The organism is Nonomuraea sp. AD125B (assembly GCF_041402765.1).
Lineage (GTDB): Bacteria > Actinomycetota > Actinomycetes > Streptosporangiales > Streptosporangiaceae > Nonomuraea > Nonomuraea bangladeshensis.
The window spans coordinates 334,998-352,028 of record NZ_JBGLOU010000004.1 but is presented as its reverse complement, the minus strand read 5'-3'; the positions used below and the strand labels follow the sequence as shown (position 1 = coordinate 352,028).

The window sequence follows — 17,031 nt, the reverse complement described above, 5'->3', positions numbered from 1 at the left end:
TACGGCATGATGGCCTCTCGTGACCACTCGATTACCTTACGTCAGGAGCGGAGCTCCAGGATCGTGATCTCCGGCGGCGCGCCGACCCGCACCGGCGGCCCCCAGAAGCCCGCGCCCCTGGTCGTGTAGACCTGCACCCCGTCCACCGTGGCCAGGCCCGACACCACCGGCTGCTGCAGGCCCACCACCAGGTTGAACGGCATGATCTGCCCGCCGTGCGTGTGCCCCGACAGCTGCAGGTCCACGCCGTGCCGGGCGGCCTCGGCCACCTGCACGGGCTGATGGGCCAGCAGCACGGTGGACCTGCCGGAGGTCCGGCCGCCGAGCGCCTTGGCGAAGTCGGGGCCGTCGCCCTGCGCGGCGCCGCCGAGGTCGTTGACCCCCGCGAGGTCGAGCACCGCCCCCTGGTGAGCGATCTCCACCCGCTCGTTGCGCAGCGGGCGCACGCCCAGCTCGCCGAGCTCGTCCAGCCATTCGACATAGCCACCCGGAGAGAAATACTCGTGGTTGCCGGTCACGAAGTAGGCCCCGTACCTCGACTCCAGGTCCTTCAGCGGCCGGGCCAGCGGGCCGAGCCGGGCGACCGAGCCGTCCACCAGGTCGCCGACGATCGCGACGACGTCGGCCTCCAGCCCGTTGATCATGCGGACGATGCGCTCGGTGTGGGACCGGCCGGTGAGCGGCCCGAGGTGGATGTCGCTCACCACGGCGAAACGCAGCCCGCTCAGCCGCGGGTCCAGCTTCGGCAGCGTGACCCGCACCGGCTCGATGACGGGGTCGCCGAGGGCGCTCGACACGCCGTACCCCACCGTCGCCGCCGCACCCACCCCGGCCACGGCGGCGGTGGCCCGCCCCAGGAACAGACGTCTGCTCAGGGCGGCGGGCGGCTTCACAGGGTCGGGGACCGCGTCGGGGAGTCCCGCCGCCATGTCGTCCGGCGCCGGCGTGCCCGCGAGCACCGCGACCGGCTCAGGCACCGGCGCGCGCCGCCGCTCGGCCCGGCGCAGCCACACCGCCGCCACCGCCCGCGGGATCTCCAGCACCGCGAGGAACACGAACAGGTAGAACAGCATGGCCAGCCACAGATAGCCCGGCCAGGCCAGCCACGTCCCGAAATCCGCCCGCGTCCCGACGAACGTCGCCACGACCAGCAGCATCAGCGCCACGACACCCCAGGTCAGCGCCTTGCGGAGCCGCCCGGGGGCCGTCGTCGAGCGCACCAGCCGGTGCCACAGGTAATAGTGCGCCAGCAGGATCAGACCGACGAAGACCAGGACAATCACATAGGTGATGCTACTTACGATTTGGAGGCCGACTTCTTCGCCGCCGCAGGCGCCTTCTTCGCCGCCGCGGTCTTCGTAGTAGTCGACTTCGCCGTCGCCGCCTTCGTCGCGGTGGTCTTCGTCGCCGTGGTCTTCTTCGCCGGCGCCTTCCGCGTGGTCTTCTTCGGCGCGGGCGCCCGCTCACGCCGCTCGGCCAGCAGCTCGGCGGCCCGCTCGATCGTGATGTCCTCGACCGTGTCGCCCTTGCGCAGGGAGGCGTTGGTCTCGCCGTCGGTCACGTACGGCCCGAACCGCCCCTCCTTGACCACCACCGGCTTCTTCGAGGCGGGGTCGTCGCCCAGCTCGCGCAGCGGCGCCGCCGCGGCGGCCCGCCGCCCGCGCTGCTTGGGCTGCGCGAACAGCTCCTTGGCCTGCTCGATCGTGACGGTCAGCAGGTCGTCCTCGGCCGCCAGCGAACGCGAGTCGGTGCCCTTCTTCAGGTAGGGCCCGAACTTGCCGTTGTGCGCCACGACCTCCTCGCCCTCCAGCTCGCCGACCACCCGGGGGATGGACAGGAGCCTGAGCGCGTCGTCGAGCGTGATGGTGTCCAGCGACATGGTCTTGAACAGCGAGCTCGTACGCGGCTTCGGGGCGTCGGCCTTCTTCGTACGCCTCTTCGGCGTCTCCTCCTCGGCCGGCTCGGGCAGGACCTCGGTCACATAAGGCCCGTAGCGCCCGTCCTTGGCCACGATGACGTGCCCGGTCACCGGATCGCGCCCCAGCTCGCGGTCACCCGTGGGCCGCGAGAACAGCTCCTCGGCCTTCTCGGCGGTCAGCTCGTCGGGCGTCATGTCCTCGGGGACGTTGACCCGGGCGCCGTCCCGGTCGAGGTAGGGGCCGTAGCGGCCGACGCGCAGCACGATGTCCGTGCCCTTGATCGGGAAGGAGCTGATCTCCTTGGCGTCGATCTCGCCGAGGTCGGAGACCATCTCCTTGAGGCCCTCGTCGCCGTCGGCCCCGTAGTAGAAGCGCTGCAGCTCCGGCACCCGTTCGGCCCGGTCGTTGGCGATGTCGTCGAGGACCTTCTCCATGTCGGCGGTGAAGTCGTAGTCGACGAGGTTGCCGAAGTGCTGCTCCAGCAGGTTGACCACGGCGAACGCCAGGAACGACGGCACCAGCGCCGTCCCCTTCTTGAACACGTAGCCGCGGTCGAGGATGGTGCCGATGATCGAGGCGTACGTCGACGGCCGCCCGATCTCGCGGTCCTCCAGCTCCTTGACCAGCGACGCCTCGGTGTAGCGGGCCGGCGGCTTGGTCGAGTGACCGGCCACGTCGAGCCTGCTCACGCTGAGCGCGTCGCCCTCGGCCAGGTTGGGCAGGCGCTTCTCGGCGTCGTCGCGGTCGCTCGACGGGTCGTCGTGACCCTCGACGTAGGCCTTGAGGAAGCCGTAGAAGGTGATCGTCCGGCCGGAGGCGCTGAACTCGACGTCCTCGCCGCTCGACGACGTGCCGCCCACCTTGACGCTGATCGACTCGCCGACCGCGTCCTTCATCTGCGACGAGACCGTACGCTGCCAGATCAGCTCGTACAGGCGGAACATGTCGCCGCTCAGCCCGGTCTCGCCGGGCGTGCGGAACTCCTCGCCCGACGGGCGGATGGCCTCGTGGGCCTCCTGCGCGTTCTTGACCTTGCTGCTGTAGACGCGCGGCTTGTCGGGGACATACTGGGCGCCGTACAGGCGGATCGCCTGCGCGCGCGCCGCCGCGACCGCCGTCTCCGACAGCGTGATGCTGTCAGTACGCATGTAGGTGATGAAGCCGTTCTCGTAGAGCCGCTGCGCCACCTGCATCGTGTACTTGGCGGAGAAGCCCAGCTTCCTGCTGGCCTCCTGCTGCAGCGTGGTGGTACGGAACGGCGCGTACGGCTTGCGGGTGTACGGCTTGCGCTCGACGGACCTGACCGCGAACGACGACCCGCGCAGCCGCCCGGCCAGCTCGCCCGCGGCCTGCTCCGACAGGTGCAGCACGTCGGCCGTCTTGAGCTGGCCGGTGCTGGCGAAGTCGCGGCCCTGCGCCACCCGCCGGCCGTCGACGCCGGTCAGCGTGGCGGTGAAGTCACGCGGCCGCTCCTCGGCCTTGCCGGTGTCGAACAGCGCCTGCAGGTCCCAGTAGTGGGCGGAGGTGAACGCCATGCGCTCACGCTCGCGCTCGACCACCAGCCGCGTCGCGACCGACTGCACCCGGCCCGCGGACAGCCGGGGCTTGACCTTCTTCCACAGCACGGGGCTGACCTCGTAGCCGTAGAGCCGGTCGAGGATGCGGCGGGTCTCCTGTGCGTCGACGAGGCGCAGGTTGAGGTCGCGGGGGTTGGAGACGGCGTCGCGGATGGCCTGCGGGGTGATCTCGTGGAAGACCATGCGGTGCACGGGGACCTTGGGCTTCAGCACCTCGCGCAGGTGCCAGGCGATGGCCTCGCCCTCGCGGTCCTCGTCAGTGGCGAGGTAGAGCTCGTCGGCGTCCTTCAGAAGCTGACGTAGCTTGTTGACCTGCGCCTTTTTGTCAGGATTGACTACGTAGAGAGGTTCGAAGTCGTGCTCGACGTTGACCCCCAGCCGCGCCCACGGCGCGCCTTTGAACTTCTCGGGGATGTCATCGGCCTTCTCCGGCAGATCGCGGATGTGCCCGATGCTGGACTCGACCATGTAGCCGGCACCGAGGTATTCCTTGATCGTCTTCGCCTTGGCGGGCGACTCGACAATCACCAGGCGTGTTCCGCCGGTGCTGCCGTTGTTGGCTGGCACGCTGCTTCCTACCTCACTGTTCGCTTGCAAATCCCCCTGCCGGGAGTCGGCACAGACTGAAAGGTAACCCGACTCGCGGAAATTTCCTTCCCCCGGGCTACCCACTAGCTTCCGGGTCCACCCGCAAGCACGCAGAATAAGGCCCATCGAGCGGCATGGCGCCCTGACTCACCCTGGAGACTAATCGTTGTGCTCGACTACTCCTACATGGATATCTTCATTCCGCGCGACCTCACTCGCGAAGCAGCACGTCAGCTGCTGACCGAACACGCAGAGTACGGTCAGTGGGAGCTCGCGCGCGTCCGCGTCCACCCCGACGGCAGCCGCCACGTACGGCTCCGCCGTAAGATCATCCGAGTACGCAGCACGCTCTGACCACGCCCGCCCGATCGCGGGCATGGCTTTGCCCGCCCCGGGCCGCGCCCCCGGAACGGGCAAAGCGTCTTCTGCCGTTCGCTCACGGACCGTGAGCGAGGGCCATCCTGCCGAAGATCCCTGCGAATGCGTTACTTACGGCCTGACGCGATTCCTTACTTGCGGCCGAACCGGAACCGACGAGCCGTGGCGAACATCGTCGCCGAGGCGGCGAACATGGCGCCGAGCGCCAGGGCCAGCAGCGAGCTGGAGTTCATCCCGGTGACGCCGGCGGGCTGCGCGGCGCTCATCAGGCCGATGTCGCCGACCGGCAGGCCACGGGTGACCGAGCCCACAGCGCCGCCGACCGGGGTGGAGCCGACCAGGTCGGTCGCGGAGCTCAGCGGCGAGGACGGACGGGCGGGGCGGGCCGGGTTGCTAGCGACGCGCCCGTTGCCGGGAACGCCGGCGGCGCCACGGCCACGACGGTCACCGGTGCCCGACATCGCGGACTTGGCCGGCTTGCCGGACTTGGCAGGGGCGACCGCGGCCGGGGTCTGCGCCTCGGCGGGCAGCCCGGGCAGCTCGGGGAGCTGCGGCAGGCCGAACGTACGGGAGGCGTCCTCGACCACCGGGAGCGAGGCGGCGACGTCGGCGCCCTTCCGGACCTCGCCCGCGAGAGCGGAGACGCCGCCACCGGTCGCGAGGTCCTGCGCCGGCTTGGTGACGCTCTGGCCGGAGGCCAGGCCCTCCACCGGCTGGGCGAGCCCCTTACCCGAGGCGAGCTCCTGCACCGGCTGCGCGACGCTCAGCCCGTCGGCCGCGCCGCCCTGCGCCTTCTGCGCGCTCGGAACGGCCTGCCCGCCCGCGACCCCCTGAAGGGCGCCCAGAGCCGGGATGCCCTGCAGCCCGCCCAGCCCGCTCAGCGCGGGAACACCCTGCAGCCCGCCCAGCACCGGCAGACCGCCCGTGCCGCCCGGGACCGAAGCCCTCTGGACCCCCGGCAGTGCGCCGTTGGCCGTCCTGAACTTGTCGGTGGCCCGCCCGAACCGGTCGAAGCTCCCGGCCATCCGGTACGGCGCACGGCCGACGTGGGCGCCGCCGAGGCAGCCGGCCGCGGCGTCGCCCAGCACGGCGACGGCGTTGCCGCAGACGTTGACCGGCGCGGCGATCGGCGCGACGACCTGGTTGCCGGCCAGCACACCGGCCCGCCCCGAGGTGCGGTTGCCGCCCGCGCCGCGGCCGTTGTCGTGCACCTCGGCCCCGCCCTTGCACGCCGCCGCGGCCGAGCCGAGCAGCGCGGCCGCGTTGCCGCAGACGTTGACCGGAGCCGCGATCGGCGCGACCACCTGGTTGCCGCTGCCGACGCCCGCCTGCCCGGACGTACGGTTGCCGCCCGCGCCACGACCGCCCTTGTGGACCGTCGCCCCGCCCTTGCATCCGGCGAACGCGTGCCCGACCACCGCCACCGCGTTGCCGCAGACGTTGACCGGAGCCGCGATGGGCGCCACGACCTGGTTGCCGGCCAGCACACCGGCCCGCCCGGAGGTGCGGTTGCCGCCCGCGCCGCTGCCGCCCCCGCGGACCGTCGTCCCGCCGACGCAGCCCGCGGCCGCGTTGCCGACGGCGTTGCCGCAAGCGTCGATCGGCGCGGTGATCGGCGCGATCACCTGGTTGCCGCTGCCGACGCCGAATCGTCCGTCGGTGTCGTTGCCCGACGAACCGGGTGCGGGCACGTGACGGGAGGTCTGGTAGGCCGAGCCACCGCCCCCGCCGCCGCCGTTGCGCACCGAGGAGCCGCCCCGGCAGCCGGCGAACGCCCGGCCGACCGCGGCGACCGCGTTGCCGCAGACGTCGATCGGAACGGAGATAGGCGCGACGACCTGGTTGCCGCCGAGCACGGAAGCGTTGCCGGAGGTACGGTTGCCGCCCGCGCCGCGGCCGGTGTTGTGCACCTCGGCCCCGCCCTTGCAGCCCGCCGTGGCGGCGCCGAAGATCGCGATCGCGTTGCCGCAGACGTTGAGCGGGGCGGAGATGGGCGCGTTGATCTGGTTGCCGCCGAGCACGGAGGCGTCGCCGGAGGTGCGGTTGCCGCCCGCGCCGCCACGCCCCTGCGTACGGGCGGTCGCGCCGCCCTTGCAGCCGGCGTCGGACACGCCGATCAGCGAGACCGCGTTGCCGCAGGCGTTGATCGGGGCGGTGATCGGCACGTTGATCTGGTTGCCGCCGCCCACCGAGGCGTTGCCGGAGGTGCGGTTGGGGATGCCGTTCCCGCGGCCGCTGACGGCGGTCGCGCCGCCCTGCGAGGCCGCCTCGGCGGCGCCGATCGCCGCGACCGAGTTGCCGCTGATGTCGATCGGCAGGGAGATGGGCAGGTCGACCTGGTTGCCGCCGAGAACGGAGGCGTCGCCGGAGGTGTCGGCGACCGCGGTGCCGCTGCCGGCGAACGACATGACCGCCACGGCCAGAAGGGCGGCAGGGGTCGTTGCCTTGGCCCACGTACGCATGATGAATGCTCCTAGTGGTTCTTGGGGGGATACCTGAACGGATCGCGGGCGTCCCGAGGCCGTGGTGACGAAGGTCACGCACAGCGGGACCTCGGGATTCGCGAATCGGGAGAGCTGACGTGTCACCCGCCGGCGGAGGGGATCAGGCCACGCTCCGCCGTGACGTACCGGTCATCGGTGTCGGACAGGACCGGCCGGGCGCAATCGCGCCTCCGAGTCGGCCGGGGTCCGGGCGGGGATCAGTCAGGAGAGAAGGAAGGGTCGTCCGCCGCTGTGCGGACGACGGGGGGCAGCACGTACGCGATGGGAACGCGCCGCGCCTGCAGCCGCGGGTCGAGAGGCGACCGCGCGACATCCCCGGCAACGGGCCCGTAAGGGCCGCTGCCACCGCCGTTGGGCACCAAGCCGTTGGTGCCGTCGAGGATCGAACCGGCGGTGGACGGTGAGGGCAGGCCAGGATCCTGCTGGCTGTTGAGCCCGGCCACGGTGCGCCCGGCCATGGCCTCGGCGTTGTCGGACGCCGCGAAGCCGCCGGAGCCCACGAGGGCGGGGAACTGGGTGGAGCCGGCCTCGGCCTCCGCCACGGCGGAGGTCCCTGTCGCCGCCTTCGCCCCTGTCGCCGCGGCGGAATCCGCGGCCGCCGGGGCGGCGGTGAGCAGGCCGAACAGAACAGCGAGCAGCCAGCCGGCGGCCACCAGGACGCCGATCGAGGCCGCTCGCACGACGAGCCGACGGGCACCGGCCGCGAACCGCGCCATCCGGTGACCCCGGTCGACGTTCGCGTTCTGTCCCGGGGAAGCGGACACGCGCGCACGGCACACAGCGAGGGGCATCACCCTCGACCGCTCTGCCGCCGTGCCCGCCACAAGACCTCCCGAACTCCAGAACCGGCCCCACAGATCGTGAGGCCGGTCGTGGACTCACCCCTCAACGATCCGTAACCGTAGCAGCACGCAAAGTCGCCGCAAGCCACTTTTCCCAGGGAACCCAGGAATTGGCCAAGCCCTTCGCGGACGTACCGCGGCCAACCCCCCGATTCCCGCCACCCCCGCGTCATGAGACCCCCATCAGGAGTTCCAGCGCGCCCCATCCCGACCCTCATCGGGAGGGTCTCCGAAGACTGGCCCGATACTTGGTATGACGCACTCCTCAGAGTTTGCTAACCTTACGGAGCCGACGCGGGATGACGGTCCCACGTGCAGGCACCAAGTCCGGGTGGCGGAATAGGCAGACGCGCTAGCTTGAGGTGCTAGTGCCCAGTGATGGGCATGGGGGTTCAAGTCCCCCCTCGGACACAAACCGGCGGCCTATGGAGTCCTGGTCACGCGCAGACGTGACCAGGACTTTCTGTTTTGACGGGTGATACGTCAGCCGCCCACCGATCTCTTCGTAGATCCTGCCCTTGCGGTTCGGGTCGGCGTTCGAAAGCACTCGCACCATATCTCCGAGTTCGTGTGTGATCTCCGCCGGCTCCTCACGCCCCAGCCGACTTCGAGGCGATACATCCGCGCCGCTGAGCCGTTGCTCAACCGCCTTCTTACGGACGAGCTCCTCCCGAATCCAGCCGGTGACCAGCGCCGGGTCAGCGCCCGCCTCAAGGGCCGCCCGAGGCTGGGCGAGCTTGCGATCACACTCGGCGACCTGACGTCGTGCCAGGGCCAGCGTTTGAGTTGTGCGGCGCGAACAGTCGGTCGAGTCGCGGGACGACGCGGTCCTCTCGTAGATGAACGTTGTGGGGGTGCATGACGTGGTTGGCAAGGGCGGGAGAGTTGCCCGAGCGGGTGCCGACGTTCGACAACGGATCGCGGATGAACGTGGTCACCTCGGCCGTGCTGAGGTCGGCGGAGACGTCCGCCTGGGTGACGATCGGACGATGAAGGGCCAGCGGCCGTCCGCCCGTGGGGCCGCGGATCGCGCTCTGCGGGGTGAGGCGCCGTAGTTGTAGAACGGTGCGTGACACTCGCGCTCCCGTGCCTGGCTGCGCCTGGCCCTGTCGCCGCTGAAAGGTCTAGATCTGAGGTGTCGTCGAATGAGGGCCTGAAACGCTTCTCGCCGCCCGATCCAAGTAGAGGTGTAAGGGCGAACGACGAAGGGAGCGAGGCCAGTGCGCCTCCACGAGGACCCCGCGGCCTTTGAGGCCTTCTATCGCCGCCACGTCGATGCCGTCATGAGATTCGTGGTCCGGCGGGTGAGCGATCCTCACCTCGCCGCCGACCTGACGGCGGACATCTTCCTGGCGGTCCTTGACTCGGCGCACACCTACGTGCCCGGCCGGGGTAGCGAGCTCGCTTGGCTCTACGGCATCGCACGCAACGTCGTATCCGCCCAGCACCGCAAGGCGGCCATCGAGGCGCGGGCGGCCAGCCGCGTCGCAGGCCGCCGGCTGATGGACGACGACGATCTCACCAGGATGGAGGAGCGGATCGACGCCGAGCGCCGGATGCGCAACGCCTTGGAGGTCATGCAGGGCCTTCCCGAAAGCGAACGCGCTGTGCTGGAGCTCGTCGCGATCGATCAGCTCACCGTCACCGAGGCCGCCAAGGCTTTAGGCATCAGGCACGTGACCGCACGCGTCAGACTGCACCGCGCCCGCCGCGCCCTCGAGAAGGTCGTCTCGCTATCGGCCGTGTACCAGGAAGGACGGATATGACCAACTTCGAAGATCGCCTTCTGAGTGCACTCAAGGACGAGATCACGACGAGAAAGGCAGAAGATCAAATGACAACTGTGACACCCGTACGACGCACCCGGCGCATCCTGGGCCTGTCCGCCGTGGTGGCGGGGGCCGCGGCGGCCGCCACGGCCGTGGTGATGCTGACCGGCGTGACCGCCAGCGCGGCGTACGCGGTCTCCAAGGGCTCGGACGGCGCTGTCGAGGTGCAGATCAACTCGTTCATCGACCCCGACGGCCTGGAGTCCGAGCTGGCCGAGGCCGGGGTCAAGTCGGTGGTGGACTACCTGCCCGCAGGCCAGACCTGCAAGCAGCCCCGGGGCGAGAACGGGGCCGCGGACGGGAAGTTCACCGCGGGGATCAGCAAGGCGGGTGACGGGATCGCCTTCCAGATCAAGGAGGGGGAGGTCCCCGAGGGGTCTACGCTGGTGCTGGCCGTCACGAAGAGCGTGGACGGCGACTCCGCGCCGCCGTCCACGGTCTCTCTGCAGGTCGTCAAGGGGACGGTCGCGCCCTGCGAGCCGACGTCCGCGCCCACGATCCCGCCCGCTGACGACGAGACCGGCGGAACCACGGACAAGCAGGACAACGGTCCCACCCTCAACGAGGGTACGGAGGAGGGACAGGGCGTCACCAATTCCGCGCCCGCGACCCCGCCCCTCCACAACGAAACCGGCGGAACCACGGACAAGCAGGACAACGGTCCCACTCTCGACCAGGGTACGGAGGAGGGACAGGGCGTCACCAACAAGAACGACTGACCGCCCCAATCCGAACGGCTCCTCACCCACAGGACCGTGACTCCTCACCGGTAGACCGCTGGTCCGGCGACCTCCCGCCGGAAGGCAGCGGCCCGCCCGGCGGCCCCTCCCGAGTAGCGGGGCCGCCGGGCCTTCCGTCGTCACGATACGTCATGGTCTCGTTACGGTCTGCTTGAGGCCACCCGGAGAAGACCAGGACGGACACGGGAAATCCATGCACATGGTCGTGCCCTGCTACCGGCCCTACCTCGCCGGCCGCGAAGAACCCCACCACCCCGATGGGCTCCAGCGCGTCCCGCAGTACAACCGTTGAACCGCTTCAAAAGCAAGTCAGCACCACAGCGGACCAGGAAGTCCGGGCGGCTTCGAGGCGCCGACGAGCGTCTCGATTTCGGGCAAGGCGAAGCGAATCACCTCACGTAACCGAGCGTGTTAGCTGGAGCCACCAGGCTGACGCCGGGCCACCGATCCAGTCGGTCTTGGTTAAAACGGACAAACGATTGCAAATCACACCTTGACCTCAAGTAAGGTTGATGTTGCAAGATCATCGTCATGACGGAACCCAAGACCTCTGACCATCAGATTGCCGTGATCGGCGCGGGTGCCATCGGCAGTGCGGCAGCACGTCGCATCCTCGCCCATGGTCACGACGTGGTGGCGTGGAACCGTACACCGAGCCGCCTCGACCCGTTGGCCGCCGCCGGGGCACGGCCGGCGGGGTCGGTGAGAGAAGCGGTGTCCTCTGCCACGCTGGCCCTTTTCACCCTCACCGACTACGTCGCCGTGCAGCAGTGCCTCGCCGAGCTGGATGGAGACCTGTCCGGGCGAACCATTGTCGCGATGTGCACCGGAACCCCTGAGGACGCGGAACGCGCCGCCCAGCGGGTGACCGCCCTGGGAGCGTCCTACCTCGATGCGGGGATCCAGACCTCGCCGGAGATGATCGGCACCGACGCGGCGACCATCCTCTACGGCGGCTCACGACCGGCGTTTGAGCGACACCGCGCGGTCCTGGGCCTGCTGAGCACACCGTACTTCGTGGGAGAGGCACCACAAGCGGCCGCCATCTGGGATCTCACTCTCTTCGGCCTCTGGTACGACGCCCAACTCGGCCTGTTGAGAGCCCTCGACACCGTGCGGGCGGCAGGCATCGACGTCGCCGAGTTCACCGACACCGCAGTCAAGCAACTCGGACACGTGGTCGCCGGAGCCCCTGGCACCGCCTCCGAGCTGCTGAAGGCCACCTATCCGGCAGGGCCCGCCACCCTCGCCGAGCACCTCACCGTCATCCGCCACCTCGTCCGGCTGCGGGACGGCCAAACGCTCGGCGACGGCGGACTGCCGACGGTGGCAGCCAGAATAGAAACGCTCATCGCACAGCGTCGTGAAAGCGAAGGCCTGACCGCTACGATCGCTGCTGAACAAGGTCTTTAGCGCCTCCGTAAAAATCGCAAGGAGGAATCGAGACACCCTCTAACTCTGCTTTTGACCTTTGAAGCGGGGTTCGGCCTGCTTCGGGTTGCGATGGACCGTCCACTGCATGAATGCGGGCATCTGCGGCGCGTCTCGGCATGTTTGCGCGTTTCTCCGCTACCGACCGTTACCCATGCAGGCCAGAACGACGTGTAGTCGCTCGGCTGAAGAACAGGGCTGCCGTTGACGTCGACCTGTGCGGCAAGTCGAGGGCCACCGTCTCACCGTGGATCTGACGGATTCCGGAAGGCGGTGGCCCGATGCTCAGAATGGCGCCGCGGCCTGATCGACCGCAGGCATTGATGCTCTCGCCTGCCCCACTCAGCGAGGCGGCACGCATGCCATCCCGCCCGGCGAACGAAGATCGGTTTCGCTGCTCGATCCGGCGGGCCGTCGGAGGGCTGGGTCTGCTGGCCACGGTGGTGGTGCTGCAGGCGCCGCATGGGCTGTCGGATGAGGAGGCGGCCGGGGCGCTGCGGTTCGATCTGCGGTGGAAGGCCGCTTGCGGGCTGGGCCTGTCTGACCAGGGGTTCGACCCGTCGCTGCTGACCTGCTTCCGGCGTCGGCTGGCCCGCTCGTCAGACCCGGACCGCATCTTCGGCATCGTCCGCGCCGTGGTGGCGGAGACCGGGGTGCCGGCGGGCCGGACGCGGCGGGCGCTGGATTCGGTGGTGCTGCTGGACGCGGTCGCCACCCAGGACACCATCACCCAGCTGATCGCCGCGATCCGTCGGGTGGCCCGCCCGGTGCCCGGCGCCGGCGCGATCGTGGCGGCGCACTGCCATGCGCACGATCGGCCCGCTGCAGGTCTTCGGCGACGCCGCCTACGCCACCGCCGAGCTGCGTGCAAGCCTGACCACCGCCGGGCACCGGCCGCTGATCAAACCATCCGCGCTCACGCCCACCGTGAACGGCGGGTTCACCGTGGACGACTTCGCCATCGATACCGCCACCGGCACGGTCACCTGCCCCGCCGGGCGCACTTTCCCGCTTGCCGCCCCCGCCGGCCGCTACCAGCAACGCCGCGCCACCTTCACCGGCGTGTGCGCCGCCTGCGCTACCGCGGCACCGCCGCCAACGACCGCTGGCTCCACCGGCGTTCAGCCCCGGACGGCCCGACGTCGAGGTGCCAGCCAGGGCGTCCAGCGCGCCCTGCTTGGCCGTTTTGCAGACGGCGTTGACCGTCATCCGGTTCACGCCGTACTTCTCGGCCGCCTCGCCCTGGGTGGACTGCCCGGCGAGCACCTCGACGACCACCTGGTACTTCACCGACGGGCGAGCAACCTGCCCATCCGAGGCACGTCTGGGTTCGCCGATGCGTTGAACAGTTGCATGGTGACCGATACATTTGTATAGAGTCTTGGACGTGCGACCAATTTCTGAAGAAGACCTGACGACGCGCGCCCGCATCCGCGACGCGGCAATGGCGTTGTTCGCCGAGCAGGGAGTCAAGGCCACCACCATCCGTGGGATCGCCGAGGCCGCCAAGGCCTCGCCCGGCCTGGTGCAGCACCACTTCGGCACCAAGGAAGAGCTGAGACAGGCTTGCGACGAGTACGTCATCAGCTACCTGCGCGAGCAGGTCACCGTCGGCGTCACCGACCACAATCTGGACAAGCCCGAATTCATCGAGAACGTCCACCGAACCGCGCCGCCCTTGATGAAATATCTGGGCCGCGCGCTGGTGGACGGTTCCCCCGCAGCCGCCGCCATGTTCGACGAACTCGTCAGCGTGACGGAGGAGCATCTCGCCGACGAAGACCGTTCCAAGGCCGACCATCGCGCCCGCGCGACCGTACTGACGGCGATGAAGCTCGGCATCACCGTGCTGCACGAGCACGTCTCCCGCGCCCTCGGCTCGGACCTCTACACCCCGCAAGGCGCGGTACGCGTCAGCAAGGCCCAGCTCGACCTGATCAGACCGGAATTCCTCGGCCGCGAACTATTTAACCAAGCGCGGACGGGCCTGGAGAAGCTCGAGGGACAGCAATGAACGCCGCAGTGCACGCCGGCGGTCTGGTCAAGACCTTCGGCCAGGCCAGGGCCCTGGACGGGCTCGACCTCACCGTCAAGACGGGCGAGGTGCACGGCTTCCTGGGCCCCAACGGCGCGGGCAAGACCACCACCATCCGTATCCTGCTCGGCCAGATGCGCGCCGACAGCGGCCAGGTCGCGTTACTCGGCGGCGACCCCTGGCGCGACGCAACCGAGCTGCACCGGCGCCTGGCCTACGTGCCGGGCGACGTCACCCTGTGGCCCTCGCTCACTGGCGGCGAGGTCATCGACCTGCTGGGCAGGGTACGCGGCGGCCTCGACCCGGAACGCCGCACCGAGCTGCTCGAACGCTTCGAGCTCGACCCGCGCAAGAAGTGCCGTACCTACTCCAAGGGCAACCGGCAGAAGGTCGCGCTGGTGGCCGCGTTCGCCTCCGACGTCGAACTGCTGATCCTGGACGAGCCGACCTCGGGCCTGGACCCGCTCATGGAGGCGGTCTTCAACGAGTGTGTCCTGCAGGAAAAGCGCGACGGCCGCACCGTGCTGCTGTCCAGCCACATCCTGTCGGAGGTGGAGACGCTCTGCGACCGCGTCAGCATCATCCGCGCCGGCCGTACCGTCGAGTCCGGCACCCTCGCCGACCTGCGCCATCTCACGCGCACCTCCGTCACCGCCGAGCTGATCGGGCCGGCGCCCGGCCTGGCCGCCCTGCCCGGCGTGCACAACCTGACCGTGGACGGCGCCCGGCTGCGCTGCCAGGTCGACGGTGATGCGCTCACCTCGGTGCTCGCCGAGCTCGCCCAGGCAGGCGTACGTGCCCTGACCACCCAGCCGCCGACGCTGGAGGAGCTGTTCCTGCGCCACTACGAGGGAGCCACCAGATGACCGGCACCATGACCGGCACCGGGACACTGATCCGGCTCATCCTGCGCAGGGACCGCGTGCTGCTGCCGGTGTGGATCGCGATCACCGCGCTGATGCCGGCGAGCATCGCCTCCGCCACCACCGACCTGTACGCCGACCAGGCCTCCCGCGACTCCTTCGCGGCGGCCTCGGCGAGCAACCCCGCGCAGCTGGCCATGCGCGGCCCCATCTATGACGCGAGCGTCGGCGGCCTGACCGCATGGACGCTCGGCTCCTCTCTCGCGCTGTTCGGCGGGCTCATCAGCATCCTGCTGATGATCAGGCACACCCGCGTCGAGGAGGAGACAGGCCGGCGCGAACTGCTGGCCTCGGGTGTCATCGGCCGTCACGCCCCGCTGGCCGCCGCGCTCGCGGCCGTGCTGGCCGCCAACCTGCTCCTGGGCCTGCTGTCAGTGCCCGCCCTGGTCGCGGGCGGCCTGCCCGCGGGTTCCTCGCTGCTGTTCGGGCTGTCCACCGCCGCGAGCGGCTGGACTTTCGCGGCCGTGGCCGCCGTCACCGGGCAGCTCACCGCGTCCTCCAGTACGGCGCGCGGCATCGCGATCGCGGCCGGCGGCCTGCTGTTCGCGCTGCGCTCGCTGGCCGACACCGGCGGCATCGGCTGGCTGGCGTGGCTGACGCCGTTCGGCTGGGTCCGGCTGACCAAACCCTACGCCGGCGACCATTGGTGGGTGCTGGGGCTGATCGCGGCGTTCGTCACCGCGCTGGCGGCGGCCGCGTTCGCGCTGTCCACGCGGCGTGACCTGGCCGGCGGCCTGATTCCCGCCCGCCCCGGACCCGCCGAGGGAACGTTGCCGGGCGCGTTCGGACTGGCCGCTCGCCTGCATCGCGGCACCCTGGCGGGCTTCACGATCGGTTTCGGAGCGCTGGGCGCCCTGCTCGGAGTGGCGGCGCGCGGGCTGAACACCCAGCTGGACACGCCGCAGTTCCGGGAGCTGGCCGCGACCCTCGGTGGCGCCGAGGCCCGGCTCTCGGATGTGTTCTTCACGTTCGTGATGTACGTGCTCAGCCAGCTCGTCGCGGGGGCCGCGCTGGTGTCGGCACTGCGCGCCCGTGGCGAGGAGGCGGCGGGCCGGGCCGATCTGCTTCTGTCCACCCCCGTCGGCCGGCTGCGCTGGGCGCTGAGCCACCTGGTGTTCGCCGTCATGAGCCCGGTGCTGCTCCTGACCGCGCTGGGCGCGGCAGCGGGGCTCACCTTCGACGGCGACGTGGCCCGCGTCACCGGAGCCACGCTGGCCTACCTGCCCGCGGTCTGGACCGTGGTCGGGATCGCGACGCTGCTGTTCGGCCTGCTGCCACGGCTGACGGCGGCCGCGAGCTGGACCGCGCTCGGCCTCTTCCTGCTCGTGGATCTGCTGGCGGAGTTCAAGCTGGCCACCGGGATCATCCTGGACTTTTCGCCGTTCGTGCACGTGCCGGCGACGCTCCTGGGCAGCGCCTCGTCACCGGTAGCGCCACTGCTGGGGCTGACCGTAGTAGCCGTCACTCTGACCACGGCGGGGCTGGCGTTCCTGCGCCGCCGCGATCTGACGCCCTCCGCCTGAAACAGCCCGATGAGGCGCTGATGGCCGACCTCGATATGGTCCACGATGTCGAGTCCACCGCCACGCTGACCACCGCAGCTGACGCTGTGGCGGCTGCGGCCAGGCGTGCTGGGCGCACCTGCTTGGCGGCAGGCTGGTCAAAGATGGTACGCACCAGCGTGGCAGCCGGCGTCCAGCGCCCGCGTCCGGAACGCCTCGACTTGCTCATCCAGTGTCTTGGCCATCTGCGAGACCTGGCTTTTGGAGATGTGCTTGATGCCGAGCCGCTCGATCAGCTTGTCCACGCGCTGGGGGAGACGCCGAGCAGGTAGCTGGTCGCGACGACGCTGATCAGCGCCTGCTCGGCCCGGCGCCGTCGTTCCAGCAGCCAGTCGGGGTAGTAGGAGTCGGAGCGCAGCTTCGGGGTCGCCAGCACGATGGTGCCGGCTCGGGTGTCCCATTCGCGGTTGCGGTAGCCGTTGCGGGGAGTTGGTGCGTTCGCTGCTGCGCTCGCCATAACCGGTTCCGCACAGGCTGTCGGCCTCGGCCGACATCAACGCTTCGGCCATGGTCTTCACAATGGATCGCAACAGATCCGGGTCGTCGGTCTCGATCTGCCGCGCCAGCCCCAGGCCGAACTCGGCGCCCGCCTGACTGGAACATCTGGCGTTGTTCGTTCGTGATCCGGAGTGTGACGCGCTCTTCCGATCTCGACGAGCGGCTGCGCACGGCTGCCGCCGGACGCACCGGGCTGACCGCCTGC

13 protein-coding genes, 1 tRNA gene and 2 pseudogenes are annotated in these 17,031 nt (G+C 70.1%); 11 read left to right on the top strand and 5 right to left on the bottom strand.

Going from position 1 to position 17,031, the window contains the following annotated elements; genetic code table 11:
* Nucleotides 1-41: 41 nt before the first annotated feature.
* Both ACBR40_RS13610 and topA read right to left on the bottom strand, forming a co-directional pair.
* Nucleotides 42-1,283, bottom strand: a complete 1,242-nt coding sequence (locus ACBR40_RS13610; protein WP_371248883.1) for a metallophosphoesterase — start codon at nucleotides 1,281-1,283, stop codon at nucleotides 42-44.
* A 14-nt stretch (nucleotides 1,284-1,297) separates the two neighbouring features.
* A complete protein-coding gene (gene topA, locus ACBR40_RS13605; RefSeq protein ID WP_344213688.1) occupies nucleotides 1,298-4,063 on the bottom strand; it encodes a type I DNA topoisomerase in 2,766 nt (921 codons plus the stop codon).
* 207 nt (nucleotides 4,064-4,270) lie between these two features.
* Between topA and ACBR40_RS13600 the strand changes: the two genes are divergently transcribed.
* Nucleotides 4,271-4,438: a DUF5703 family protein gene (locus ACBR40_RS13600; RefSeq protein ID WP_371248993.1), complete on the top strand. Its 168-nt coding sequence runs from the start codon at nucleotides 4,271-4,273 to the stop codon at nucleotides 4,436-4,438.
* Between the two features lie 155 nt (nucleotides 4,439-4,593).
* Here the strand turns inward: ACBR40_RS13600 and ACBR40_RS13595 are convergent, their stop codons facing one another.
* Together ACBR40_RS13595 and ACBR40_RS13590 are read right to left on the bottom strand one after the other, a co-directional pair.
* On the bottom strand, nucleotides 4,594-6,924 hold the full coding sequence (locus ACBR40_RS13595; RefSeq protein WP_371248882.1) for a chaplin family protein: 2,331 nt from the start codon (nucleotides 6,922-6,924) through the stop codon (nucleotides 4,594-4,596).
* Between the two features lie 239 nt (nucleotides 6,925-7,163).
* Nucleotides 7,164-7,730, bottom strand: a complete 567-nt coding sequence (locus ACBR40_RS13590) for a hypothetical protein (RefSeq protein WP_371248881.1) — start codon at nucleotides 7,728-7,730, stop codon at nucleotides 7,164-7,166.
* Between the two features lie 403 nt (nucleotides 7,731-8,133).
* Between ACBR40_RS13590 and ACBR40_RS13585 the strand changes: the two genes are divergently transcribed.
* From ACBR40_RS13585 to ACBR40_RS13540, 10 genes and pseudogenes are all read left to right on the top strand, one after another.
* Nucleotides 8,134-8,219 (top strand) — tRNA-Leu (locus ACBR40_RS13585).
* Nucleotides 8,220-8,666: 447 nt separating this feature from the next.
* Nucleotides 8,667-8,801: a hypothetical protein gene (locus ACBR40_RS13580; protein ID WP_371248880.1), complete on the top strand. Its 135-nt coding sequence runs from the start codon at nucleotides 8,667-8,669 to the stop codon at nucleotides 8,799-8,801.
* Between the two features lie 227 nt (nucleotides 8,802-9,028).
* The gene (locus ACBR40_RS13575; RefSeq protein ID WP_371248879.1) at nucleotides 9,029-9,574 is read left to right on the top strand and encodes an RNA polymerase sigma factor; all 546 of its coding nucleotides are present in this window, start codon (nucleotides 9,029-9,031) and stop codon (nucleotides 9,572-9,574) included.
* Between the two features lie 77 nt (nucleotides 9,575-9,651).
* A complete protein-coding gene (locus ACBR40_RS13570) occupies nucleotides 9,652-10,356 on the top strand; it encodes a hypothetical protein (RefSeq protein ID WP_371248878.1) in 705 nt (234 codons plus the stop codon).
* A 552-nt stretch (nucleotides 10,357-10,908) separates the two neighbouring features.
* Nucleotides 10,909-11,790: an NAD(P)-dependent oxidoreductase gene (locus ACBR40_RS13565; protein ID WP_371248877.1), complete on the top strand. Its 882-nt coding sequence runs from the start codon at nucleotides 10,909-10,911 to the stop codon at nucleotides 11,788-11,790.
* Between the two features lie 446 nt (nucleotides 11,791-12,236).
* Nucleotides 12,237-12,623 (top strand): annotated as a pseudogene (locus ACBR40_RS13560) (transposase); the annotation flags it as partial.
* Nucleotides 12,613-13,185, top strand: coding sequence for a hypothetical protein (locus tag ACBR40_RS13555; protein WP_371248998.1), 573 nt, complete (start codon nucleotides 12,613-12,615; stop codon nucleotides 13,183-13,185). The pseudogene ACBR40_RS13560 and the gene ACBR40_RS13555, both read left to right, overlap by 11 nt.
* Nucleotides 13,186-13,195: 10 nt before the next feature.
* Entirely contained in the window at nucleotides 13,196-13,822 is a 627-nt protein-coding gene (locus ACBR40_RS13550) for a TetR/AcrR family transcriptional regulator (protein WP_371248876.1), read from the top strand.
* Nucleotides 13,819-14,709 (top strand): ATP-binding cassette domain-containing protein, encoded by an 891-nt coding sequence (locus tag ACBR40_RS13545; protein WP_371248875.1) that lies wholly within the window; start codon nucleotides 13,819-13,821, stop codon nucleotides 14,707-14,709. Before ACBR40_RS13550 ends, ACBR40_RS13545 begins: the two co-directional genes overlap by 4 nt.
* A complete protein-coding gene (locus ACBR40_RS13540) occupies nucleotides 14,706-16,289 on the top strand; it encodes an ABC transporter permease (RefSeq protein ID WP_371248874.1) in 1,584 nt (527 codons plus the stop codon). The genes ACBR40_RS13545 and ACBR40_RS13540 overlap by 4 nt, the downstream gene beginning before the upstream one ends.
* A 164-nt stretch (nucleotides 16,290-16,453) precedes the next feature.
* On the opposite strand, the pseudogene ACBR40_RS13535 reads toward ACBR40_RS13540, so the two are convergent.
* Nucleotides 16,454-16,900 (bottom strand): annotated as a pseudogene (locus ACBR40_RS13535) (transposase); the annotation flags it as partial.
* Nucleotides 16,901-17,031: the final 131 nt, after the last annotated feature.